Genomic DNA, 20,607 nt, shown 5'->3' with positions numbered 1-20,607 from the left:
CGCAAACGCGACCTGCCCAAGGGTCAGTAGATATAGCGGATCTGGTCGGTCCAGTAGCGCTCCATCCGGCGCAGCGTGTGGTTCATTTCTTCCATCGCTTCGAAGGTGATGACGCCGCGCGTCTCCATCCCGCAGGCATGCCGCTCGAACAGGGCCGCGACATTGTCGCGCAAGCCCCGTCCTTTCGGCGTCAGGCGCACCCGGACCGAGCGGCGATCGATCTCGCTGCGCTGATGGTGCATATAGCCCGCCTCCACCAGTTTCTTGAGATTGTAGGAGACGTTCGAGCCCTGGTAATAGCCACGGGTCTTCAACTCTCCCGCGGTCACCTCGTTTTCGCCCACGTTGAACAGCAACAGCGCCTGCACCGGGTTGATCTCGAGGATGCCCAGCCGCTCGAACTCGTCCTTGATCACATCGAGCAGCAAGCGGTGCAGCCGCTCCAGCAGCGATAGGCTGTCCAGATATCCCGCCATCAGCCCCGGGCTCGCCGGGACGGACGTCATGTCGCTTGCAGATTTCTGCACGGTCATAGCACTCTCCGCCAGTTGCGCTGCCCCTCAGGCAGGACAGTGGCGGGAAATGGAAAAGATACCGTTAATCGGGCCGAAATCTCTGAAAATTCGCGGAAAACCCGATAAAACCCGGGGTTTCCGCGCGGTTTTCAGCTTTTGGTAATGTGGCGCTCGCGCGCGAATTGGCCGATTTCGGAGAGCAGATCGAGATATTGCGGCGGGCAAGGCTGCGCGCCGGACACCCACGGGTAGAGGTCCTGATCGTTCTCTTCGAGCAGCTGATCGTAGAGTTCGAGAGTGTCGGCATCCAGCTCGGGCAGCCGCGCATCCGCATAAGGCCCGAGGATCAGGTCCATTTCCTTGATCCCGCGCCGCCAGCTGCGCATCTTCATCCGTTTCAGCCGCGCCTCTCGCGTCTCTGCCATCAACTCTCTCCTGCCACCAAACGCTTCTCCAGCCGTGCCAGCCGAACGTCGAGTTCCTCGAGGCCGGACCGCACTTCCCGGATCTCGCGCACAAGGGCGCGTTCCGCCTTTGCGTCTTCTCCCTGTTCGGGCGGGCCGTCAAGCCCTTCGCCCGACCCGGTGAGCAGCCACATCAGCGTGACGTTGAGCATGCCCGACAGCATCTGCAGCCGGTTCGCGCGCGGCTCGAGCACATCCTCTTCCCAAGCCTGCAACGTCTCGAGCCGGACGCCGAGCTGCGTCGCCAGGTCCTCCTGGCTCAACCCGGCCGCTTCGCGCGCCCCCGCGAGCCGGTCGCCGAATGTTGCGCTCGCCTCGCCATACCAATCGTCGACCATGATCTCTCTCCCGCTTTCACTTGAACGCTCTTGGCCCCAAGCCTAGAAGTTTGCCGAACGAGTTACAAATCAAGGGCGACCCGATGGCATTCCTTTCCGACACGCTTGCGCGGGTGAAACCCTCTCCGACCGTCGCGATGACCGGGAAGGTGGCTGAACTGCGCGCTGCGGGCCGCGACGTGATCGGTTTGTCCGCCGGCGAACCCGACTTCGACACGCCCGAGTCGATCAAGCGTGCCGCGAAAGCCGCGATCGCGGCGGGCAAGACGAAATACACGGCAGTGGATGGCATCGCCGAGCTGAAACAGGCGATCTGCGCCAAGTTCGCCCGCGAGAACGGGCTTCGCTACACGCCCGAGCAGGTCTCGGTCTCCTCGGGCGGCAAACAGGTGCTGTTCAACGCGCTGATGGCGACGCTCAACCCCGGCGACGAGGTGGTGATCCCGACGCCCTACTGGGTCAGCTACCCGGATATGGTGCTGATCGGCGGCGGCACCCCCGTCTTCGTGCAAGGTGATCCCGCGATGGGCTACAAGATCAGCCCCGAGGCGCTGGACGCCGCGATCACGCCGAACACCAAGTGGTTCCTGTTCAACTCGCCCTCGAACCCCTCGGGGGCTGCCTATTCGCGCGACGAGCTGAAGGCGCTGACCGACGTGCTGCTGCGCCACCCCCATGTCTGGGTGATGACCGACGACATGTATGAGCACCTCACCTTCGACGGGTTCGAGTTCACCACGCCCGCGCAGGTCGAACCCGCGCTCTACGACCGTACTCTGACGGTCAACGGCGTCTCGAAAGCTTATGCGATGACCGGCTGGCGGATCGGCTATGCGGCCGGCCCGAAAGAGCTGATCGCGGCGATGCGCAAGGTGCAGAGCCAATCGACCTCGAACCCCTGCACGATCTCGCAATGGGCGGCAGTCGAGGCGCTCAACGGACCCCAGGATTTCATCGACACGTTCCGCGCCGCCTTCAAGCGGCGGCGCGATCTGGTGGTGGCCGGGCTCAACGCCTGCCCCGGCATCTCCTGCCCGACGCCCGAGGGCGCGTTCTACGTCTACCCCTCGATCAAGGATTGCATCGGCAAGACCTCCGCAGGCGGGTGCAAGATCGAGAGCGACGAGGATTTCGCCAACGCGCTGCTGGAGGAAAACGACGTCGCCGTGGTCTTCGGCGCGGCCTTCGGGCTTTCACCGAATTTCCGCATCAGCTACGCTACATCGGACGCGGCCCTGACCGAGGCCTGCGCCCGCATCAAGGCCTTCTGCGAAGGGCTGACATAAGGCGGACTATCCAAGGGAGATTGGCGAATGACTGACTTGCCCGAGTATTTTTTCCGGGTGAAGGAGAATGGCGCGACGGTGTTTCGCGTCGATACCGAGAACCGTCAGCGCCGGATCGAGATGGACCCGATCGCCAATATCAACATCCGCAACGGCGAGATCAAACCACAGGGCGACCGGGTTCTGACCGAGCAAGACCGCGCCGAGATCGAAGCATGGATGACGCATCGCCGCGAGGTGCTCGCCCAGCGCGATGTCGACGATATTCTGCGCGCGGTCGATCACCTCAATCTCGTAGCGCAATGGGCGCAGTCGAAGGCGACCGATGCTCAGCTCGAAGAGATCACGGATACGCTGTTGCTGACGATGCACGACCTGCGCAGCGTTCTGGTGAGAAAGAAGGCCGAGCGGCTGACGAGCGAGGGCTGAGCCCTGAGGCTCGGCCCCATCGACCTCAGCCTTTCGAGATGAACCCGGTGATCGGATAGACGCGGCCCAGCGCGCCGGGGTTGCTCATGACGCGCACGGCGCTCCAGTCATTCTTCTCGGAGACATCCACCACGACCATGTCGAGCGACACTTTGTTACGCTCCCAGTTCGCGTGATCGACCCGGATCTGACGCGGCGAGTCGACGCCCGAGACGACCGCGATATGGCCCAGCGGATTGCGACGGGTCGCCGAGAAGGCCATCACCGCGCCGACCTTCGGCTGGTGACCGCGCGCATAGAGCCCCTTCGCCTGCGACCACCACGTCTTGGCATTGCCGCGAATGTCGATACCGGAGGCATTGCGCGCGAACGGCACGCACCAGACCCGCTGGCGCTTGGCGCGCATCTGCTTGGCCACCTCGACCGCGTATGCACGGCGTTCGAGATTGACGGCGCCCGTCTCATCCCGTGCGCTTGCGAAGCCCATCCTGTCGCCGGTGGTCGGGGTACAGGCCGAGACGGTCAGCGCCGCGATCAGAACAAGCGAGAGAGGGGCTGCACGGCCCGCAAGGTCAGAGATGGAGAGCATGGGCGATCACTGTCGATGTCGAATTGTTGCGTCTTCGTTACCTCGTTGCATAGCCCTGAATCAGGCTTTGACCGAAGAAGAAATTCGGCGCAGATCAGCGGGTTGGCGAATATCCGCTTACAGAAATGTAATGTAGGGAACCTTTTCAAGCCTCGCGCGGCGCGACTTCAGCGCCGATGGTCCGAGGAACAACGCGCCCGCAGGTAAATCTCGGCCCACGCGAAGCCCGGATCGATCCCCCGTTCGGCGAGCCATGCCTCCTGCAGGCGATAGGCTTCCGGCTCGGCCGCCGCAGGACAGGGCCAGTCCTTGGCTCGAAACTGAGCGCGATGAATGAGCTCATGCAAAAGCGAGGAAAGCAGCATCGGATCGTCCTCCGACCAAGGCGCAACAAGGAAGATCCGGTCCTCGACAAAATCGTAGGCCGCGCGCAGATCGGCATCGACGAGGATATCTCGCCCTTCATAGGTGATGACCTCTCCGCTCTGGCAAAGGAAAATCGCAGGCGCGCCCTCCGGCGCGGCGTAGCCGCTATGCTCTGTGATCCACGCGGTGAGCGGCGCCATCACCGCCTTTGGCACAGCGATCGGCAGCGGCGCGGGACAGGCCCCGACTGCTGCCGGACATACCAGAGCAAGCCCTATGACGATGGCTCGGATCATCCCGCCTCCTCTGAGCACAGGATAGCAGGTACCGGATGCCCTCGGAAATGACGCCGGTCATTGGGCCGGATCGGTCGAGCCGGGCCCTAGTTCGGCATCATCGGCGGCGCCATCACGATATAGGGTGTCTTGGGCGCCTCCCCCGGCGGCAAGGCCTCTGGCATCGGATCCCCCGGCTCGCCGAGCGACTTGATATACTGGTAAAGCGAGCGCAGATCGCTCTCGGGCATGGCATGCACGTTGTAGAACGGCATCGGCGGCTTCGCGTCGAAGGTCTTCGCGAATTCCACGAAACCGTCCTCGTCCATATCCTTGATCTCGTCGCGCAAATTGACCGCATAGGTAGTGCCCCACGGACCCTGCCAGCCGAGCGGTACGCCCTTGAGCGCCGCCTCCGGATCGATCTTGCCGCCGGATTCGTTGTAACCGGCCGTGTGGCAGTCGTGACATCCCGACGTGATTGAGACCAGTCTGCCTCGTTCGACCGAGACCTCCTGCGCGAGCCCTGCCGAAGACCCGGCCAGCGCGGCGAGCGCGGCCAGAGTAATGACGCGTTTCATGGGTATCCCCCCTCTCCCTTTTGACAGACGACCCTCTCCCGGATCGTTTCTCCCTGTGGTCGGGGCTTTTGCGAAAGTCACCTGACCTAAGGGAAAGGATGCGCCCGGAGGGGCGAGTCGGGCAAGCGATGAAATGATACCCCCCTTCAGCGCCGCCATGGCGACCTGGCATCGACTGCCCCGGGGTCGCGCCCATCCTCCCCACGGGAGCGCGCGATTTAGATGCCGCGCGAGCATGACCAAAATGCAGGCATCAAAGCGAAAGCAGCAAGCGGCGAAGCTGTCAAAACGCCTATCCGACGCTCGGACGCCGCCCGCCGCCTCAGACGCTCACTACCTCGCGCAGCGCCTCGCGGGTGAGCGTCTCCTTCGTGCCCTCCATTGCGACCGCGCCGCGTTTGAGCACGTAGAAACTATCGCCCAGATCATGCGCGAAGTCGAAATACTGCTCTACCAGCACGATCGCCATATCCCCCTTTTCGCGCAGGTAGGAAATCACCCGCCCGATCTGCTGGATGATGTTGGGCTGGATGCCCTCGGTCGGCTCGTCCAGCAGCAGTAGCTTCGGCTTCATCAGCATCGCGCGGGCTATGGCGAGCTGCTGCTGCTGCCCGCCCGAGAGATCCCCGCCCCGGCGATTGAGGAAGTCCTTCAGGATCGGGAACAGCTCGTAAATCTCATCCGGGATGACATGCTCGGATTTCGGCAGACAGGCGAAAGCCGTCTCCATATTCTCGCGCACCGTCAACAGCGGGAAGATCATCCGGCCCTGCGGCACGTAACCCAGACCCGCCTTCGCCATCGCCTGTGGCGGCACACGCCCCATCTCCGCGCCATCCAGCGTAACAGACCCGCCCGAGCGCAGATGCGTCCCGGAGATCGCCTTCAGCAGCGAGGTCTTGCCCACCCCGTTGGTGCCCATGATGCAGGTCACCTCGCCCGCACGCGCCACCATGTCGATCCCGTGGAGGATCTGGCTGCCGCCGTAATGAAGCGTCAGCCCCTCGGTCTTCAGCATCGCGGGTTTTGTCAGATCAGCGGCCAAGATACACCTCGATCACGCGTTTGTCGGCGGTCACATGGTCGAGCGAGCCTTCCGCCAGAACCGCCCCCTCATGCAGCACCGTCACCTTGCAGTTCAGACGGCGCACGAATTCCATGTCATGCTCGACCACGACCACCGCATGATCGCGCGCCAGATCGACCAAAAGCGCGGTCGTCTGCTCGCGCTCGGCCAAGGTCATCCCGGCAGCGGGCTCGTCGACCAGCAACAGCTTCGGCTCCTGCGCCAGGAGCATCCCGATCTCCAACCATTGCTTCTGCCCGTGGCTCAGCTCGCCCGATTTGCGCGGCAGCTGATCGGCGAGGCCCACCTGCGCCGCGATCTCCTCGACGCGCGCCCGATCGGCAGCCCCCGCCTTCCAGCCCAGCACCGCGAAAGGGCTGCGATTGGCCTTGAGCGCCATCATCAAGTTCTCGGTGACGGTCTGATCCTCGAAGACGGTGGGCTTCTGAAACTTCCGCCCGATCCCGATCCGCGCGATCTTCGCCTCATTGAGCCGCAGCAGATTGGTCGAACTTTCGCCCCACAGCACCGAGCCCTCGTCGGGCCGCGTCTTGCCGGTCACGATATCCATGAATGTCGTCTTGCCTGCCCCGTTCGGCCCGATCACCGCGCGCAACTCGGACGGGCCGATATTGAAGCTCAGGTTGTTGATCGCCTTGAACCCGTCGAAGCTGACGGAGATGCCCGAGACCTCCAGCAGGGTCTGCGCTCCCGCCCCCGGTTTGACCGCGACATTCATTCCTGCGCCTCCTCTTCCCGGAACGAGCCCTTGTCGGGGCCAAGCGGCGCGCCATGGCGGTTCGGGCGGCGGATGCCTTCGAAGAGATCGATCAGTCCCGACAGCCCTTTCGGTGCGAACAAGGTCACCAGCACGAAGGCGAGCCCCAACAGCACCTGCCACCAATCGACCCAGTCGATCGTGTAGAAGCCCAGCGGCAGATCGGGGACGCGGCCGCCAGTGAACCAGCTCGAGACGATGGAGACGAAGGCCGCCCCCATTACCGCACCATAAAGCCGCCCGCGCCCGCCGATAGCGACCCAGACCGCGAGGTAGATCGAGGCGATGGGCGCCATCTCGCCCGGATTGATGATCCCCGCCTGCGGGTAATAGAGCGCGCCCGCGATGGCCGCGATCACCGCCGTCAGGGTGAAGACGAACAGCTTGTAGCCTTCGACCGAGTAACCAAGAAAGCGCACCCGCGCCTCGTCGTCGCGAATGCCGCGAATGACCGAGCCGAACTTGCCCGAAACGATCAGCGACGCCGCGATATAGCCAAGCGCGAGCGCAATCGCCGACGCCCAGAGGAACCAGATCGACAGATGATCCTGCCCCGCGCTCACGCCGGGAATGTTCTGCAACCCCGAAAGCCCGTTATTGCCGCGCAGCCCGCTCTCGTTCTGGAAGAGGTAAAGCGACAGCGCCAGCGTCATCGCCTGCGTCAGGATCGACAGATACACGCCCGTCACACGTGAGCGAAACGCGAGCCAGCCGAAGATCAGCGCCAAGAGCCCCGGCACCAGTACCACGAACAAAAGCTGCATCGGCAGGTTGCCCGCGAAGGTCCAGATCGCGAGTAGATCGGACCCGCCCACCACGCCGAAGATCTGCGTGCCGATCGCGTCATTCACCTCCTGCGGTGTCATCGGGAACTCGCCCGCCGATTTCAGGACGATGTCGCGGGTGCGCTCGTACATCAGCCACATGCCGATCATGTAGCCGCCCAGCCCGAAGAAGGCGAAATGGCCGAGCGACAGAATGCCCGTATAACCCCAGACCAGATCCATCGCGATGGCGATCAGGCACAGGCACAGCGTCTTGCCCAGCGTCTTGACCATCGAGGTCGAGATAGCGCCCGGCCCGTAGGCATGGGAAAGCAAAGTGACGCCCAGCGTGAAGACCGCGAGGATCAGCAGGAACCACAATACGGACGGGTTCTTGGCGAGAAATCCGGCTTTCATGCGCGAACCTCCGATGTTGCGGCGGGGGTTTCGTACCCCCGCGCCCCCGCGGGATATTTGGACCAAGAGGAAGGGAAAGCGGTCTGTCTCATGCTCAATCCCCCGCGGCCCGGCCCTTGAGCGCGATGATGCCGCGCGGGCGGAACTGGATGAAGATGATGATGAAGAGGATCATGTAGGTCTGCGCCGCGAGCGTATTCGACGGGTTCAGCCATTCGATGCCCTTCTGCAGCACGCCGATCAGGGTCGCGCCCGCGAGCGTGCCGAAGATCGAGCCGACGCCGCCGACCACGACCGTCATGAAGCTCTGAACGATATAGTCCTGCCCCATCTCGGAGGTGACTTTCGCGAAAAGCCCGATGGCCACGCCCGCGATCCCGGCAATACCTGACCCAAACCCGAAAGCCAGCATGTTGATCCGGTCCGGGTTTATCCCCATCGAAGCCGCCATCGAGGGGTTCTGCGTGACCGCGCGAACCTCCAGCCCGAGGCGCGTCTTGCGCATCACCCAGAGATAGAGGGCGAGGAATACCAGCGCGAGCACGAAGATCGCGATCCGGATATAGCTGATCGAGACGACATCGTTGAGTGTCCACGCCCCCTCCAGCCACGGCGGCGAAGTCAGAGGACGGGCCTGCGTCCCGAAGATATTCTTGAACAGCTGCTGCAGCGCGATGGAAATGCCGAAGGTGGCCAGCAGCGTCTCTAGCGGACGTTTGTAAAGATAACGGATCACCAGCCGCTCCATCGCGACGCCCGCGCCGAAGGTGATGGCGAAGGCCAGCGGCAGCGCGATCAGGATCGATAGCGTATAGTCGGGCACGAAGAGCTGCACGACATAGCCGGTATAAGCCCCCATCGTGATGAACTCGCCATGCGCCATGTTGATCACGCCCATTACCCCGAAGGTGATCGCCAACCCGATGGCCGCGAGGAAATAGATCGAGGCGAGCGATAGCGCATCGAGACCGAGATCGACCGTCTGCATCCCAGCCACCGTGCGGCTCACGCGGGTCAGCGCGGCCTCGGCGGCGGCGGTCACTTCCGGGTCAGGCTCGGCATAGATATCGGCGAATTGGTGATCGGCGACCAGTGCCTCGGCCTCGGCATCGGTCAGGCGCTGCGGCACCTCTCCGGCGGCGGCCAGCGTCGCATAGGCTTCTTCACGCTTGGCCGGATCGGCCATCGCGGCAAGCGGCAGCCCGCCCACCTGACCATCCTTCACATGCGCGGCCAAAGCCTGCTGCATCTCGGAGGCCGAAATCCGCGCCGGCGCCATATCAGCCGAGACCAGCATCGCATAGGCTTGGTCTTCGGAAATATCGCGGCCCGGCTTGAGCGTCTTGGCGACATTGCCCTCGGGCGCGCCTTCAAAGACCTTGCGGGTCGTCGCCACCAGAGGGTTCAGCGTGGCACGGAAATCCAGCCCCAGATCGGCCCCGAAACTGTCGATCGCGGCGACGCGCTCCCCGGCATCCTTGCCGAAGCGGATCGTCAGCAAACGCTCCAGACGCTGCTTCTCCGCCTTGATCGAAGGGTCGGGCTCGTCGGGGATCGAGGCGCGCAGGGGCTCCAGATGCGACGCCTCGCCGTTGCGGTCGATCGCGGTCAGCGCCTCGCGGCGTTTCTTCGGATCGGGATCGCTGAGCAGGAACCGCACCAGCGCCACGCCGATCTCGGCGCGGACGCCGGAATTGGGCTTCACCTCGTCGATATCGGATTTCGGCGCGGTGCCCGCAGGCTCTCCGGTGACCGGATCGCTCAGTTGGTATTCGCTGCCGGATTTCTTCACGATGAAGAAGGAGCCGTCGCTTTCGCGCAGCCCGACGCGCTTGTCGGCCCAGGCCTGCAGGAAGCGCGAGGCCCCCTCGCCCGAAGCAGCGATTGCCTCGATCACCGGGCCGATGGTGCGGCGCGACGGCTTGGCGACCTGCTTGGCATAGTCCTGAAGAACAGCGCGCAGCCCGAACGTCTCGCTTTGCGTGGCCTCCGCCTGCGGCGCGTCGCCCGCATCCTGCGCCAGCCCCGGCAGAGCCAATGCCAGAACAATCCCGAGCGCGATCAAAAACTTGCGCATCCCGTCCCCTTAGGATGAAACGGCCGGGAGAGGCGCACCCCTCCCGGCCAAGACACGATCAGTAGTTCGATTTCTTCTGAACGCAGGTTTCGGTCTCGGTGTTGTACATGCCGCAATCGAGCCCCGGCCAATCAGACTTGAGCACTGCCGATTCCGGCAGGAAGTCGGTCCAGGCGTCGCCCGGCACGGGGTCGGTCTGCGAGATGATGTCGAACTGACCGTCTTCCATGATCTCGCCGATGAGGACCGGCTTGGTCAGGTGGTGGTTCGGCAGCATCTTCGCGGTGGAGCCGGTGAGGTTCGGGAACTCCTGTCCCGGCATCGCAGCGATGACCTTGTCGACATCGGTGGAGTCGACCTGCTCGACCGCCTGCACCCACATGTTGAAGCCGATATAGGTGGCTTCCATCGGGTCGTTGGTCACGCGGCTGTCGTCGCCGGTAAATTCGTGCCACTGCTTGATGAAGGCCGCGTTCTCGGGCGTGTCGGCGCTCTCGAAGTAGTTCCAGGCGGCCAGCTGACCGACAAGGTTCTTGAGATCGGCGTCGCCGAGACCGGACAGCTCCTCTTCGCCGACCGAGAAGGCCACGACGGGGATATCCTCGGCGGTGATGCCGGAGGCTGCGAGTTCTTTGTAGAAGCCGATATTCGCGTCGCCGTTGATCGTCGAGATCACGCCGACCTTCTTGCCGTCCGCGCCGAGCGCCTTCACGTCGGAGACGATCTTCGACCAGTCCGACTGACCGAAGGGGGTGTAGTTCACGAAGATATCTTCCTTCGCGATGCCCTTGTCCTGCAGGTAGGCTTCGAGAATGTTGTTCGTGGTGCGCGGATAGACATAGTCCGTGCCCAGCAGCGCGAATTTCTCGACCCCAAGCTCTTCGAGGAAGTAATCGACCGCCGGGATCGCCTGCTGGTTCGGGGCAGCGCCGGTATAGAACACGTTGCGCGAGCTTTCCTCGCCCTCGTATTGCACCGGGTAGAACAGCAGGCCGTTGAGTTCCTCAAGGACCGGCAGCACCGATTTCCGCGACACGGACGTCCAGCAGCCGAAGATCACGTCGACCTTGTCCACGGTGATCAGCTCGCGCGCTTTTTCCGCAAACAGCGGCCAGTCGGAGGCCGGGTCCACCACGACCGCCTCAAGCATCTTGCCGTTGATGCCGCCTTTCTTGTTCTGCTCCTCGACCAGCATCAGGACCGTGTCCTTGAGCGTGGTTTCCGAGATCGCCATCGTGCCCGATAGCGAGTGCAGGACGCCCACCTTGATCTTGTCGTCTTCCTGCGCGAAGGCGAGGCCCCCGCTCATCGAGATGGCCCCGGCCAGCGCCGCGGACATCATCAGTTTACGCCGATTGATCATTTCATTTCCCTCGTTCACGTCAGCCCCGCGCGGCCCTTCAAGGGCTCATTCTGCGGGTGCCGAACCTCCACTATTGCCACCGGTCTCGGGACATCCCATCGACCCCGCGCCACACATCAAGGCGCCTCCGACATCCAAACCCTCACGCTGCAGCGCGGCAAAAAATTCCGGCACCGCGCAGCAAAAAACCCGCCGGTTGGGCGGGTCTGCCGAAGTTTTCGCACAAATTCTGACTTTTCGCCCAATAGATGGGCGAATGTTTCGCGGTCAGGCTGGAATCGGCTTCAACGCCAATCCGCCCTCACGCTCGAGAAACGCGACGACCTCGTCGATGCCCGCGCCTTGGCGCAGCCGCGCCATGACATAAGGCTTCGACCCGCGCGCGCTTTGCGTATCCGCCTCGAGCTGCGCCAGATCGACGCCCACATGCGGCGCGAGGTCCACCTTGTTCACCACCAGAAGATCAGACTTGGTCAGCCCCGGTCCGCGTTTGCGCGGGATATCCTGCCCCGCCGCCGTGTCGATCACGTAGATCGTCAGATCGGCCAGTTCCGGCGAGAAGGTCGCGGCCAGATTGTCGCCGCCGCTCTCAATCAGCACCAGTTCCAGATCGGGGAGCTTCGCGGTCAGATCGGCGATGGCCGCGAGGTTGATCGACGCATCCTCGCGGATCGCCGTATGCGGGCAGCCGCCCGTCTCGACGCCGCGAATACGCTCGCCCGGCAGCACCTGCGCGCGCATCAGTGCCTCTGCATCCTCGCGCGTATAAATATCGTTCGTCACCACCGCCATCGACACGCGCGCGGCCAAGGCTCGCGCCAGTTGCTCGGTCAGCGTGGTCTTGCCCACGCCCACCGGTCCGCCAATTCCCACGCGCAAAGGTCCGTTGCCCATATCTTCACCTCAAGTCTTGAAGAGACGCACATCGAGCGTCTCGTGTTTCATGGCCGAAACCTCGGCGCGAAAGGCGCTGAAGCTCAGGTCCGTCAGTTCCGCCTGCGCCGCGCGTGCCGCGATCTCGGCGATTTTTCCGTGCAGGTCGCTCAAGACCGTCTGCCCGGCGATTTGTCCCAAAGGAACAAGTCTGACCGCTGCAGAGACCAGGTTCGACGCGAAAGAATGTTGGAAAAGTGAAATCACCTGCTCCGCGGGAAGGTCCAGATCGCGCGCCGCCTCGGCCACGGCGACCGGCAGCACTCGCGGCGGCAGTTTGACGCCCCGCAACCCCGCCTGCGCCAACGTGAAGGCGGCGCCCTGCTCCGCCGTCTCGCGCAGCCGCTCGGCCGAGCCCGCCATCGCACGTCCCAGCGCATCCAGCTCGTCAAGATCGCAGCCGCGCAGCCCGCAGGCCAGCAGCACCGCATCCGACCAGCCCGCGCCATGCTCCAGCACATCGCCCAGCCAAATCGCGAACGCCGCCGCATCCCCGATCTCGTCCGCGGCCACTGCCTGCTCAAGTCCATGAGAATAGGCGAACGCCCCGGTCGGAAAGGCCGGGGAGAGCCATTGCATCAGCGACAGGGGCGCGGTCGGATCAGGCATGGTCGTGATGATGGTCGTGGCCGTGCGAATGCCCGTGTTCATGCCCCATCGTGCGCCCCATCCCGTAGGCGCCCCCCTCTGGCTGGAAGGTCTCGACCGCGGACGCGACCTCGGCCCCCAACTGCTTCAGCATCGCCTCCAGCACGTGATCGGCGCGGATCACCAGCCGGTCCGCCTCGATCTGGCACGGCGTGTGACGGTTGCCGATATGCCAGGCCAGCCGCGTCAGATCGCCCGTCACCACCAGCACCGGCTCCAGCGCCGGGCGCACCTCGATGAACCGCCCGTCTTCGAGCACGAAGGCCTCGCCGCCCGTGAGGTTCATCACCTCCGGCAGGTCCACAAGAAACCCCGCGCCCGAGCCTGCGACCAGCCGCTTGCGGCGCAGGAAACGCCCCTCGTAATCCAGCGCCACATGGTCCACCGCCGCCTGCCACGCACCCTTGGGCGCCACTTTTTCAGCCTTGGGATAATCACTCATTGTCTTGCACCCTTTAACGATTTCTCAAACCTCCCGCCGCAGCATGCTCGCAGCGAAGGAGATTTCGATGTTCCATCATTGCTTCGACCCACGCGCCCCCGCGGACGAGCTGGCCCAGATCCGCGCCCAGATCGCGCGATTGCGACGCCGCGAGGCCGAACTGCGGGAAGCTTACCTCACCCGGCCCGACATGCCCTGCCTCGGCCGCTGGACGAAGGTCGAGATCGTCACCAGCCGCCGCAAAGTGTTCGAACCGCGCCTCCTGCCCCCCGAAATCCGCAACGATACGGCCTTTCAGCGCGAGAAGGTCACCCGCAGATTGCAAACGTCGCCGCACGAACCGGCGAGTTGCCTGCTCCCGGAACTCGTCGCGGAAGCGCCTGCCGACGCCGGGCAGCGCCTCGTATCCAGCCGCTGACCCCATCCTCAGAACAGGAAATACCGCTGCGCCAGCGGCAGAACCTCCGCCGGTTCGCAGGTCAGCAATTCGCCATCCGCACGCACTTCGTAAGTCTCGGGATGGACGTCGATCTCGGGCGTCGCAGCGTTGTGGATCATCTGCGCCTTGCCGATGCTGCGCGTGCCCTCAACGGCCAGCGTCTGTTTCTGGAGCCCAAGGCTCGCAGCCAGCCCGTTGGCTTGCGCCGCCTGACTGATGAAAGTGACCGAGCTTGCGTACCGCGCCCCGCCAAGCGCCCCGAACATGTTGCGCGTGTAGAAAGGTTGCGCCGGGATCGAGCCGTTCGGGTCGCCCATCTGCGCCGAGGCGATCGAGCCGCCAATCAGCACCATGTCGGGCTTCGCGCCGAAGAAGGCCGGGTTCCACAGCACCAGATCGGCGCGCTTGCCGACCTCGACCGAGCCGATATGCTGACTCATACCGTGGGTAATCGCCGGGTTGATCGTGTATTTCGCGATGAACCGCTTCACCCGCACGTTGTCATTATCGCCCTGCTCTTCCGGCAGACGCCCGCGCTGCTTGCGCATCTTGTCCGCCGTCTGCCAGCAGCGGATGATCACCTCGCCCACGCGGCCCATCGCCTGACTGTCCGAGCTGATGATCGACATCGCGCCCATGTCATGAAGGATGTCTTCGGCCGCGATCGTCTCTTTCCGGATGCGGCTTTCCGCGAAGGCCACATCCTCGGGCACCTTGTTATCAAGGTGGTGGCACACCATCAGCATATCGAGGTGCTCTTCGATCGTGTTGCCCGTATAGGGCCGCGTCGGGTTGGTCGACGACGGGATCACGTTCGGCGCGCTCACCACCTTCAGGATGTCCGGCGCATGGCCGCCCCCCGCCCCTTCGGTGTGGAAGGCGTGGATCGTCCGGCCCTTGATCGCGGCCAGCGTATTCTCGACGAAGCCGCTCTCGTTGAGCGTGTCGGTGTGGATCATCACCTGCACGTCCATGTCGTCGGCCACCGACAGGCAGCAGTCAATCGCGCCCGGCGACGTGCCCCAATCCTCGTGCAGCTTCAGCGCCGCAGCACCGCCCTCGACCATCTCGACCAGCGCCTCGGGGCGCGAGGCATTACCTTTGCCTGACAGCGCGAGGTTGACCGGCAGCGCATCGAAGGCCTGCAACATCCGCGCGATATGCCACGGCCCCGGCGTACAGGTCGTGGCCAGAGTGCCATGCGCAGGCCCCGTGCCACCGCCCAGCATCGTCGTGATGCCGGAGGCCAGCGCATCCTCGATCTGCTGCGGGCAGATGAAGTGAATATGAGCGTCGAACCCGCCCGCAGTCAGGATTTTCCCTTCCCCGGCAATGACTTCCGTGCCCGGCCCGATGATGATGTCGACATTCGGCTGGGTATCCGGATTGCCAGCCTTGCCGATCGCCGCGATCTCCCCATCCTTCAGGCCGACATCCGCTTTGAAGATCCCCGAATGATCCACGATCAGCGCATTGGTGATCACCGTATCGACCGCGCCGCCCGCGCGGGAGACCTGGCTCTGCCCCATGCCGTCGCGGATCACCTTGCCGCCGCCGAACTTGACCTCCTCGCCATAGGTGGTCAGGTCGCGCTCGACCTCGATGATCAGATCGGTGTCGGCGAGCCGCACCCGGTCGCCGGTGGTGGGGCCGAACATATCGGCATAGGTGCTACGCGAGATCGAAGCCGGCATCAGAGCGCCCCCATAACTTTCTGATTGAATCCATAGACTTCGCGCGACCCGCGATAGGGCACCAGCCGCACTTCGCGACTCTGGCCCGGCTCGAACCGCACCGCCGTTCCGGCCGCGATGTCCAGCCGGTAACCGCGTGCGGCGTCCCGGTCGAACTCCAACCCCGGATTGGTCTCCGCGAAATGGTAATGCGAGCCAACCTGCACCGGGCGGTCGCCGGTATTGGCGACCATCAGCATGATCGCCTCGCAGCCCTCATTCAGCGTGATCTCGCCCAAAGCGGGCAGGATTTCTCCGGGGATCATCGGCTCACTCCTTGTTGCGGCGCAGCGCGCGCGCCAATTCCGGTCCGACATAGGCGACCACTGCGAGCGCAAGCAGCCCGATCAGCGGACCGTCGTGGAAAAACCATGTGCTTCCGGCGCCGTGGCCGGGATGGGCCAGTGCGGCGGCGGGGGCGAGGACGGCGAGTGCAGCTACAAATTTCATCGGACGGCCTTTCATTAGCAAAACTTATTTCGGATCGGTCTGTATAAGCTGAACTTATCTCAGCGGATCGGATGATGGACGGTGACCAGCTTCGTCCCGTCCGGGAAGGTCGCCTCGACCTGAATGGAATGGATCATCTCGGGGATGCCCTCCATGCATTGATCGGCCGAGATCACCCCTGCCCCCGCCTCCATCAGATCGGCGACGGAGCGGCCCTCGCGGGCTCCCTCGACGACGAAATCCGAAATGATTGCAATGGCTTCCGGGTGATTGAGCTTCACGCCGCGTTCCAGCCGGTTGCGCGCGACCATCGCGGCAACGCTGATCAGCAGCTTGTCCTTTTCCCTCGGTGTCAGGTTCATCGTATTTCCTCAGATCTGCCACACGCGCGGCGCCGCTTGATTGCGCCGCAACGCATTGAAAAGTCGTAGAGTTTGTCGCCGCATCGGCCAGCCGTCCTGCGCGAGCAGGCGAATGACGCATTTGCCGTCGAAGCCCGAGGCCGCTCCCTCGACGCCCGGCTCATCGAGCACCGCGCGCAGGGGCTCCACCGCGTCTTCCGCGCCTTGCCGACACAGAACGAGCGTCGCAAAAGCACGGGCCTCTCCCAGAACAGTACTTCGGGGCCCCTTTGCCAAAATGTCGGAATTCAACAAGAAGGGCTCGAAAAACACTGGTTTTCCGGCGCGTTCGATCCGACGCATGTCGAAAAACTGTAAGTCCCGCACCTGCTCGCCCATCGCGGCCCGGCCGAGCACCACTGCCTCGAGCATCAGGCAGGACGCATTGGAGGCCAGTGAGATCGTCGTGTCGCGGGCCAGCTTCGCGCGGTCGAAGAGGATCGTCTCCTGCGGCAGCCAATCCAGATGGCAGCCGGAGCCGACACTGTGCCGCACCTCAACCTGCGCAGGCCCATCGTCGGCGCGATAGGCACGCTCGGCGGCTTGTGTCGTCGCGACGAGCATTGCGCCCGCGTCCAGTTCGGTTTCGTAGGACAGCGTATCGCCAGAGGTCAAACCACCGGAAGTATTCAGGAAAACCACCTCCGGCGAACCGGGAACGCGCGGCAGAATGGCCTTGGCAGACCCGCTTTGGTGCAATCCGGTCAGCCGCGCGCCGGAAAAGCCGGCCCGCGCCGCGCCGCGCGAACGCTGCATCCGGACGGCAGATTTGGTCTGAAGCTTCGCGTCGAACATCGGTCCCTCCGCTTCGATCCAAGACCGCAGCAACGGGGCGGTCCATGCCCTGCACGCGCAGATCCGGCTTTGATCGATGCGGAACGACGGCCGTGCCTATTTGGCGCGCAGTTCGCCCCTTTTTTAAGCCAATATGAATCAGCCCAAGGGACCGGGGCGGCGTTCCTCGCTGAGGAGCACATTCGCCTCGACCTGACCGACCCCGGGCAAGGTCATGATGCGACGCCGCAGGACCCGCTCAAAGTCAGGCAGATCACGGGCGGTGACGCGTAGCCGGTAATCAAAAAGCCCGAGGACGTGTTGCACGAGCTGCACCTCTGGGATCGCGGTGACCGCGCGCTCGAAATCCTCTAGGCTGACGCGGCCCTTCGCCGCGAGTTTCACGCCCAGAAACACCGTCACCCCGAAGCCAAGCGCCTCGGGATCGACGATCACGCGCCGGCCGGCGATGACTCCCGCCTCCTGCATGCGACGGATTCGCCGCCATGTCGCGGGCTGCGAGAGGCCAAGCTTGCGGCCCAGAGCGCCCGCACTTTGCGTGGAATCGCGACTCAGCGCGCGCAGCAACTGGCGGTCCAGATCGTCGAGATCGAGGCTCATATCGGCAGCTCCGCGCTGGACTTGATCGTCGCGATGAGCATCAGCGCGTCGAGTTCGGAGATATGCGGCAGGGTCAGGATGCGATTGCGGTAAATCTCCTGATAATGCGCCATGTCGCGGGCGATCACCTGCAGGCGCATATCGGTGGAACCGAGGAAGCTCTGGATTTCAATGACTTCGGGAACCTCGCGCGCGGCGGCGATGAATTCGTCGAAGGCGCGCGGATTGGTTTTGTCCAAGGTGAAGCGCAGAGACACCTCGACCGCCCAGCCGAGAGCGTGCCAGTCGATCAGCGCCTCTTCGCCACGGATCACGCCCCCTTCGCGAAGCTTCTCGATCCGGCGCCAACAGGTCGCGGGCGTCACGCCGGCGCGTTCGGCCAGTTCGGCAGAAGGAAGCCCCGGCTCCGCCATCATCTGACGCAATATCCGGCGGTCCGTATCGTCAATCTGCATGAATTTTCCGATATTGCCTAATAGTGCGAATGATTTTTACTCGCTTTAGCGAATATTCTCAACTTCTGCACGCATATTCGCGAAGAACCTCCTATTCTCACACTCAGACAAGAAGGAGGAACGCCATGCGCGTCTATTATGATCGCGATTGCGATGTGAACCTGATCAAGGACAAGAAAGTCGCCATTCTCGGCTACGGCTCGCAGGGCCACGCACACGCGCTGAACCTGCGCGACTCGGGCGCGAAGAACGTGGCCGTTGCGCTGCGTGACGGCTCGCCCTCGAAAGCGAAAGCCGAAGCCGAAGGCCTGCAGGTTATGGGCATCGCCGAAGCGGCTGCTTGGTGCGATGTGATCATGTTCACCATGCCCGACGAACTTCAGGCCGAGACCTACAAGAAGTATGTCCATGAGAACCTGAAAGAAGGCTCGGCGATCGCGTTCGCCCACGGCCTGAACGTTCATTTCGGCCTGATCGAGCCGAAGCCCGGCATCGACGTGATCATGATGGCGCCGAAAGGCCCGGGTCACACCGTGCGCGGCGAATACACCAAGGGCGGCGGCGTGCCCTGCCTCTTCGCGGTTGAAAACGACGCGACCGGCAAGGCGCAGGACATCGCGCTGAGCTACTGCTCGGCCATCGGTGGCGGCCGCTCGGGCATCATCGAGACCAACTTCCGTCAGGAATGCGAAACCGACCTGTTCGGCGAGCAAGCGGTTCTCTGCGGCGGCCTCGTCGAGCTGATCCGCATGGGCTTCGAGACCCTCGTGGAAGCCGGTTACGAGCCGGAAATGGCCTATTTCGAGTGCCTCCACGAAGTGAAGCTGATCGTCGACCTGATCTATGAAGGCGGCATCGCGAACATGAACTACTCGATCTCGAACACCGCCGAATACGGCGAGTATGTCTCGGGTCCGCGCATCCTCCCCTACGAGGAAACCAAGAAGCGCATGAAGGAGGTCCTGACCGACATCCAGACCGGCAAGTTCGTGCGTGACTTCATGCAGGAAAACGCGGTCGGCCAGCCCTTCTTCAAGGCGACCCGTCGCATCAACGACGAGCACGAGATCGAGCAAGTCGGCGAGAAGCTTCGCGCCATGATGCCCTGGATCTCCAAGGGCAAGATGGTCGACAAGTCGCGCAACTGATCTGCACGGCTTCCACGAAGTCGAACCCCCGGCCTAAGTGCCGGGGGTTCTTTTTTGGTCGAGTTACACCCAGTAGCTCGCGCCATTGGCCATGTTCATCGTCACGCCCCAGGCGAGGTAGAAGAGCCACGCGCCGGTCAGGAGCTGGAACACGCCGCCGGTTTTCTCCGCCGCCTCGCTATTGGTCCAGCGGGCGCCCAGCTCGGCGAGATAGATCAGCATCAGGCCGATGAAGAGGATCGCGGCCGGGATGTCGCCATTGCCCCAGAACGAGATGGTGCCCATCGCGCTCAGCCCGAACAGCGGAATCGCCATCCACGCCTCCGGCCCGGGATCGGAATGGGTGTAGCGTCGCAGGCCAATGACGAACCAGTGGATGCCGTAAAGAGAGAACGCGACCGCCGCCATGTAAAGCGGGGCCGCGTTGGCGAAGACCGGGAACCAGGTCAGGCCGATCATCAGATAGATGCCGGTCAGAAGCTGCCCGAAGCCACCGAGGAAGATGCCCCAGAGGCCCAGGGTTCGTTCCTGCGCCAGCGGGTCACCCGACCAGCTCGGCCCATTGGCGACGGCCGCACCGCCCTGAACGAAATAGTTGATCGAGAGGGACAGGAAGCCGACTGCGAGCGGCCAGAAATCGGATGTGGGAAATAAGGACGATTGGTCCATGACGCGCCTCCATAAATTTCGTCCCTCCACTGCCCCAAGGCGGCGGAAAGCCTTGAAGTTCAGTCACGTTTTGGTCACTTCAGGCGCGACCGCGGCAGCGCGCCGCCTTGCGGGGCCACGGCGTTCTTGTCACAGTTCCGCGAATTGAAAGGGAAGCAGATGGCCGGACCCGACCACGACGAACTCGAAGCGATCTTCGAGGAGCGCGCAAAATTCTTCACCCCGAAATGGTTCGGCGATCTCTTCGCCGGACGGCTCGCGCCGGGAGATACGTTCTGGGCTGGCAATTACGGACCCGCGCTGGTGGTGGTGCCGCTGATCGTGATCATGGCATTGTTCACCGCACTGATCTCGCCGGGCCATCTTGGCGGGTTCTTCGGAAGCTTCGCCGTGGCGGCCGGGATCTACCGGATCGCGGTGCTGGTCGGGCTCATCCGTTCGGTCTGGCGCGCGGAGGCGGGTCCGACATTCTGGCGGTGGGCGGGCGTGCTCTGGACCGTGTTCGAAGCGGTTGCCCTGATCTGGCTGGGGCTGGACCTCTTCGGCCAGTAAGCAAATGGGGGCGCGACGCCCCCCCCCTAATTCG

Annotated in this window: 27 protein-coding genes; 5 read left to right on the top strand and 22 right to left on the bottom strand. The window is 63.6% G+C overall.

What is annotated here, in order from left to right:
- Positions 1 to 23 precede the first annotated feature (23 nt).
- The 3 genes from B6V75_RS14025 to B6V75_RS14015 all read right to left on the bottom strand — a co-directional run bounded on the left by B6V75_RS14025 (position 24) and on the right by B6V75_RS14015 (position 1,317).
- Positions 24 to 506 (bottom strand): MarR family transcriptional regulator, encoded by a 483-nt coding sequence (locus tag B6V75_RS14025; RefSeq protein ID WP_088720294.1) that lies wholly within the window; start codon positions 504 to 506, stop codon positions 24 to 26.
- A 158-nt stretch (positions 507 to 664) separates the two neighbouring features.
- Positions 665 to 940 (bottom strand): succinate dehydrogenase assembly factor 2, encoded by a 276-nt coding sequence (locus B6V75_RS14020; protein WP_075776927.1) that lies wholly within the window; start codon positions 938 to 940, stop codon positions 665 to 667.
- Positions 940 to 1,317: a helix-turn-helix transcriptional regulator gene (locus tag B6V75_RS14015; protein ID WP_088720111.1), complete on the bottom strand. Its 378-nt coding sequence runs from the start codon at positions 1,315 to 1,317 to the stop codon at positions 940 to 942. The genes B6V75_RS14020 and B6V75_RS14015 overlap by 1 nt, the downstream gene beginning before the upstream one ends.
- 83 nt (positions 1,318 to 1,400) lie before the next feature.
- Here B6V75_RS14015 and B6V75_RS14010 point away from each other — a divergent pair, with 83 nt between their 5' ends.
- Together B6V75_RS14010 and B6V75_RS14005 are read left to right on the top strand one after the other, a co-directional pair.
- Complete coding sequence (locus B6V75_RS14010) at positions 1,401 to 2,603, top strand: pyridoxal phosphate-dependent aminotransferase (protein ID WP_088720110.1); 1,203 nt, start codon at positions 1,401 to 1,403, stop codon at positions 2,601 to 2,603.
- A gap of 27 nt (positions 2,604 to 2,630) precedes the next feature.
- Positions 2,631 to 3,032, top strand: coding sequence for a hypothetical protein (locus B6V75_RS14005; RefSeq protein WP_088720109.1), 402 nt, complete (start codon positions 2,631 to 2,633; stop codon positions 3,030 to 3,032).
- A gap of 25 nt (positions 3,033 to 3,057) precedes the next feature.
- On the opposite strand, the gene B6V75_RS14000 is transcribed toward B6V75_RS14005, so the two are convergent.
- The 11 genes from B6V75_RS14000 to B6V75_RS13950 all read right to left on the bottom strand — a co-directional run bounded on the left by B6V75_RS14000 (position 3,058) and on the right by B6V75_RS13950 (position 13,331).
- Positions 3,058 to 3,621 (bottom strand): CHAP domain-containing protein, encoded by a 564-nt coding sequence (locus B6V75_RS14000; RefSeq protein ID WP_088720108.1) that lies wholly within the window; start codon positions 3,619 to 3,621, stop codon positions 3,058 to 3,060.
- Between the two features lie 167 nt (positions 3,622 to 3,788).
- Positions 3,789 to 4,283 (bottom strand): DUF6647 family protein, encoded by a 495-nt coding sequence (locus tag B6V75_RS13995; protein WP_088720107.1) that lies wholly within the window; start codon positions 4,281 to 4,283, stop codon positions 3,789 to 3,791.
- Between the two features lie 86 nt (positions 4,284 to 4,369).
- On the bottom strand, positions 4,370 to 4,843 hold the full coding sequence (locus tag B6V75_RS13990) for a cytochrome C (RefSeq protein ID WP_088720106.1): 474 nt from the start codon (positions 4,841 to 4,843) through the stop codon (positions 4,370 to 4,372).
- Positions 4,844 to 5,165: 322 nt separating this feature from the next.
- Positions 5,166 to 5,861 carry an urea ABC transporter ATP-binding subunit UrtE gene (gene urtE, locus B6V75_RS13985; protein ID WP_075776995.1) on the bottom strand — a complete coding sequence of 232 codons (696 nt, stop codon included), beginning with the start codon at positions 5,859 to 5,861 and terminating at the stop codon, positions 5,166 to 5,168.
- Positions 5,862 to 5,877: 16 nt separating this feature from the next.
- Complete coding sequence (gene urtD, locus B6V75_RS13980; protein WP_088720105.1) at positions 5,878 to 6,648, bottom strand: urea ABC transporter ATP-binding protein UrtD; 771 nt, start codon at positions 6,646 to 6,648, stop codon at positions 5,878 to 5,880.
- Positions 6,645 to 7,868, bottom strand: coding sequence for an urea ABC transporter permease subunit UrtC (gene urtC / locus B6V75_RS13975; RefSeq protein WP_088720104.1), 1,224 nt, complete (start codon positions 7,866 to 7,868; stop codon positions 6,645 to 6,647). The genes urtD and urtC overlap by 4 nt, the downstream gene beginning before the upstream one ends.
- A gap of 94 nt (positions 7,869 to 7,962) precedes the next feature.
- Entirely contained in the window at positions 7,963 to 9,945 is a 1,983-nt protein-coding gene (urtB, locus tag B6V75_RS13970; protein WP_088720103.1) for an urea ABC transporter permease subunit UrtB, read from the bottom strand.
- A gap of 58 nt (positions 9,946 to 10,003) precedes the next feature.
- On the bottom strand, positions 10,004 to 11,284 hold the full coding sequence (urtA, locus tag B6V75_RS13965) for an urea ABC transporter substrate-binding protein (RefSeq protein ID WP_168174493.1): 1,281 nt from the start codon (positions 11,282 to 11,284) through the stop codon (positions 10,004 to 10,006).
- A gap of 291 nt (positions 11,285 to 11,575) precedes the next feature.
- On the bottom strand, positions 11,576 to 12,202 hold the full coding sequence (ureG, locus tag B6V75_RS13960; protein WP_075776938.1) for an urease accessory protein UreG: 627 nt from the start codon (positions 12,200 to 12,202) through the stop codon (positions 11,576 to 11,578).
- Between the two features lie 9 nt (positions 12,203 to 12,211).
- Complete coding sequence (locus B6V75_RS13955; protein ID WP_088720292.1) at positions 12,212 to 12,850, bottom strand: urease accessory UreF family protein; 639 nt, start codon at positions 12,848 to 12,850, stop codon at positions 12,212 to 12,214.
- Complete coding sequence (locus tag B6V75_RS13950) at positions 12,843 to 13,331, bottom strand: urease accessory protein UreE (protein WP_088720102.1); 489 nt, start codon at positions 13,329 to 13,331, stop codon at positions 12,843 to 12,845. The genes B6V75_RS13955 and B6V75_RS13950 overlap by 8 nt, the downstream gene beginning before the upstream one ends.
- A gap of 67 nt (positions 13,332 to 13,398) precedes the next feature.
- Between B6V75_RS13950 and B6V75_RS13945 the strand changes: the two genes are divergently transcribed.
- Positions 13,399 to 13,749 (top strand): hypothetical protein, encoded by a 351-nt coding sequence (locus tag B6V75_RS13945; RefSeq protein ID WP_088720101.1) that lies wholly within the window; start codon positions 13,399 to 13,401, stop codon positions 13,747 to 13,749.
- Between the two features lie 8 nt (positions 13,750 to 13,757).
- Here the strand turns inward: B6V75_RS13945 and ureC are convergent, their stop codons facing one another.
- The 7 genes from ureC to B6V75_RS13910 all read right to left on the bottom strand — a co-directional run bounded on the left by ureC (position 13,758) and on the right by B6V75_RS13910 (position 18,204).
- Complete coding sequence (ureC, locus tag B6V75_RS13940) at positions 13,758 to 15,464, bottom strand: urease subunit alpha (RefSeq protein ID WP_088720100.1); 1,707 nt, start codon at positions 15,462 to 15,464, stop codon at positions 13,758 to 13,760.
- On the bottom strand, positions 15,464 to 15,769 hold the full coding sequence (locus tag B6V75_RS13935) for an urease subunit beta (protein ID WP_088720099.1): 306 nt from the start codon (positions 15,767 to 15,769) through the stop codon (positions 15,464 to 15,466). Before B6V75_RS13935 ends, ureC begins: the two co-directional genes overlap by 1 nt.
- 4 nt (positions 15,770 to 15,773) lie before the next feature.
- Positions 15,774 to 15,953 (bottom strand): hypothetical protein, encoded by a 180-nt coding sequence (locus B6V75_RS13930; RefSeq protein WP_088724809.1) that lies wholly within the window; start codon positions 15,951 to 15,953, stop codon positions 15,774 to 15,776.
- A gap of 59 nt (positions 15,954 to 16,012) precedes the next feature.
- Positions 16,013 to 16,315, bottom strand: a complete 303-nt coding sequence (locus tag B6V75_RS13925) for an urease subunit gamma (RefSeq protein WP_075776945.1) — start codon at positions 16,313 to 16,315, stop codon at positions 16,013 to 16,015.
- Positions 16,316 to 16,324: 9 nt separating this feature from the next.
- Positions 16,325 to 17,110 (bottom strand): urease accessory protein UreD, encoded by a 786-nt coding sequence (locus B6V75_RS13920; protein ID WP_346393648.1) that lies wholly within the window; start codon positions 17,108 to 17,110, stop codon positions 16,325 to 16,327.
- A gap of 177 nt (positions 17,111 to 17,287) precedes the next feature.
- The gene (locus tag B6V75_RS13915) at positions 17,288 to 17,749 is read right to left on the bottom strand and encodes an Lrp/AsnC family transcriptional regulator (protein WP_075776947.1); all 462 of its coding nucleotides are present in this window, start codon (positions 17,747 to 17,749) and stop codon (positions 17,288 to 17,290) included.
- Positions 17,746 to 18,204, bottom strand: a complete 459-nt coding sequence (locus B6V75_RS13910) for an Lrp/AsnC family transcriptional regulator (protein WP_075776948.1) — start codon at positions 18,202 to 18,204, stop codon at positions 17,746 to 17,748. The genes B6V75_RS13915 and B6V75_RS13910 overlap by 4 nt, the downstream gene beginning before the upstream one ends.
- Positions 18,205 to 18,233: 29 nt before the next feature.
- Here B6V75_RS13910 and ilvC point away from each other — a divergent pair, with 29 nt between their 5' ends.
- Complete coding sequence (ilvC, locus tag B6V75_RS13905) at positions 18,234 to 19,352, top strand: ketol-acid reductoisomerase (protein ID WP_088720096.1); 1,119 nt, start codon at positions 18,234 to 18,236, stop codon at positions 19,350 to 19,352.
- Between the two features lie 63 nt (positions 19,353 to 19,415).
- Here the strand turns inward: ilvC and B6V75_RS13900 are convergent, their stop codons facing one another.
- Entirely contained in the window at positions 19,416 to 20,021 is a 606-nt protein-coding gene (locus B6V75_RS13900; protein WP_088720095.1) for a hypothetical protein, read from the bottom strand.
- 159 nt (positions 20,022 to 20,180) lie between these two features.
- Between B6V75_RS13900 and B6V75_RS13895 the strand changes: the two genes are divergently transcribed.
- Positions 20,181 to 20,573 carry a hypothetical protein gene (locus B6V75_RS13895; RefSeq protein ID WP_088720094.1) on the top strand — a complete coding sequence of 131 codons (393 nt, stop codon included), beginning with the start codon at positions 20,181 to 20,183 and terminating at the stop codon, positions 20,571 to 20,573.
- Positions 20,574 to 20,607 lie beyond the last annotated feature (34 nt).

Origin of the sequence: Thioclava sp. F1Mire-8 (genome assembly GCF_002213165.1) — a bacterium.
Taxonomy (GTDB): domain Bacteria; phylum Pseudomonadota; class Alphaproteobacteria; order Rhodobacterales; family Rhodobacteraceae; genus Thioclava; species Thioclava nitratireducens.
Note: the sequence above shows the minus strand (reverse complement) of the source record. Positions and strands in the feature narration are given on the sequence as shown.

Coding starts and splice junctions, on each gene's coding strand:
- B6V75_RS14025 (WP_088720294.1), bottom strand. CDS start 506: ATGACGTCCGTCCCGGCGAGCCCGGGGCTGATGGCGGGATATCTGGAC.
- B6V75_RS14020 (WP_075776927.1), bottom strand. CDS start 940: ATGGCAGAGACGCGAGAGGCGCGGCTGAAACGGATGAAGATGCGCAGC.
- B6V75_RS14015 (WP_088720111.1), bottom strand. CDS start 1,317: ATGGTCGACGATTGGTATGGCGAGGCGAGCGCAACATTCGGCGACCGG.
- B6V75_RS14010 (WP_088720110.1), top strand. CDS start 1,401: ATGGCATTCCTTTCCGACACGCTTGCGCGGGTGAAACCCTCTCCGACC.
- B6V75_RS14005 (WP_088720109.1), top strand. CDS start 2,631: ATGACTGACTTGCCCGAGTATTTTTTCCGGGTGAAGGAGAATGGCGCG.
- B6V75_RS14000 (WP_088720108.1), bottom strand. CDS start 3,621: ATGCTCTCCATCTCTGACCTTGCGGGCCGTGCAGCCCCTCTCTCGCTT.
- B6V75_RS13995 (WP_088720107.1), bottom strand. CDS start 4,283: ATGATCCGAGCCATCGTCATAGGGCTTGCTCTGGTATGTCCGGCAGCA.
- B6V75_RS13990 (WP_088720106.1), bottom strand. CDS start 4,843: ATGAAACGCGTCATTACTCTGGCCGCGCTCGCCGCGCTGGCCGGGTCT.
- urtE (WP_075776995.1), bottom strand. CDS start 5,861: ATGCTGAAGACCGAGGGGCTGACGCTTCATTACGGCGGCAGCCAGATC.
- urtD (WP_088720105.1), bottom strand. CDS start 6,648: ATGAATGTCGCGGTCAAACCGGGGGCGGGAGCGCAGACCCTGCTGGAG.
- urtC (WP_088720104.1), bottom strand. CDS start 7,868: ATGAAAGCCGGATTTCTCGCCAAGAACCCGTCCGTATTGTGGTTCCTG.
- urtB (WP_088720103.1), bottom strand. CDS start 9,945: ATGCGCAAGTTTTTGATCGCGCTCGGGATTGTTCTGGCATTGGCTCTG.
- urtA (WP_168174493.1), bottom strand. CDS start 11,284: ATGTCCGCGGCGCTGGCCGGGGCCATCTCGATGAGCGGGGGCCTCGCC.
- ureG (WP_075776938.1), bottom strand. CDS start 12,202: ATGGGCAACGGACCTTTGCGCGTGGGAATTGGCGGACCGGTGGGCGTG.
- B6V75_RS13955 (WP_088720292.1), bottom strand. CDS start 12,850: ATGCCTGATCCGACCGCGCCCCTGTCGCTGATGCAATGGCTCTCCCCG.
- B6V75_RS13950 (WP_088720102.1), bottom strand. CDS start 13,331: ATGAGTGATTATCCCAAGGCTGAAAAAGTGGCGCCCAAGGGTGCGTGG.
- B6V75_RS13945 (WP_088720101.1), top strand. CDS start 13,399: ATGTTCCATCATTGCTTCGACCCACGCGCCCCCGCGGACGAGCTGGCC.
- ureC (WP_088720100.1), bottom strand. CDS start 15,464: ATGCCGGCTTCGATCTCGCGTAGCACCTATGCCGATATGTTCGGCCCC.
- B6V75_RS13935 (WP_088720099.1), bottom strand. CDS start 15,769: ATGATCCCCGGAGAAATCCTGCCCGCTTTGGGCGAGATCACGCTGAAT.
- B6V75_RS13930 (WP_088724809.1), bottom strand. CDS start 15,953: ATGAAATTTGTAGCTGCACTCGCCGTCCTCGCCCCCGCCGCCGCACTG.
- B6V75_RS13925 (WP_075776945.1), bottom strand. CDS start 16,315: ATGAACCTGACACCGAGGGAAAAGGACAAGCTGCTGATCAGCGTTGCC.
- B6V75_RS13920 (WP_346393648.1), bottom strand. CDS start 17,110: ATGCAGCGTTCGCGCGGCGCGGCGCGGGCCGGCTTTTCCGGCGCGCGG.
- B6V75_RS13915 (WP_075776947.1), bottom strand. CDS start 17,749: ATGAGCCTCGATCTCGACGATCTGGACCGCCAGTTGCTGCGCGCGCTG.
- B6V75_RS13910 (WP_075776948.1), bottom strand. CDS start 18,204: ATGCAGATTGACGATACGGACCGCCGGATATTGCGTCAGATGATGGCG.
- ilvC (WP_088720096.1), top strand. CDS start 18,234: ATGATTTTTACTCGCTTTAGCGAATATTCTCAACTTCTGCACGCATAT.
- B6V75_RS13900 (WP_088720095.1), bottom strand. CDS start 20,021: ATGGACCAATCGTCCTTATTTCCCACATCCGATTTCTGGCCGCTCGCA.
- B6V75_RS13895 (WP_088720094.1), top strand. CDS start 20,181: ATGGCCGGACCCGACCACGACGAACTCGAAGCGATCTTCGAGGAGCGC.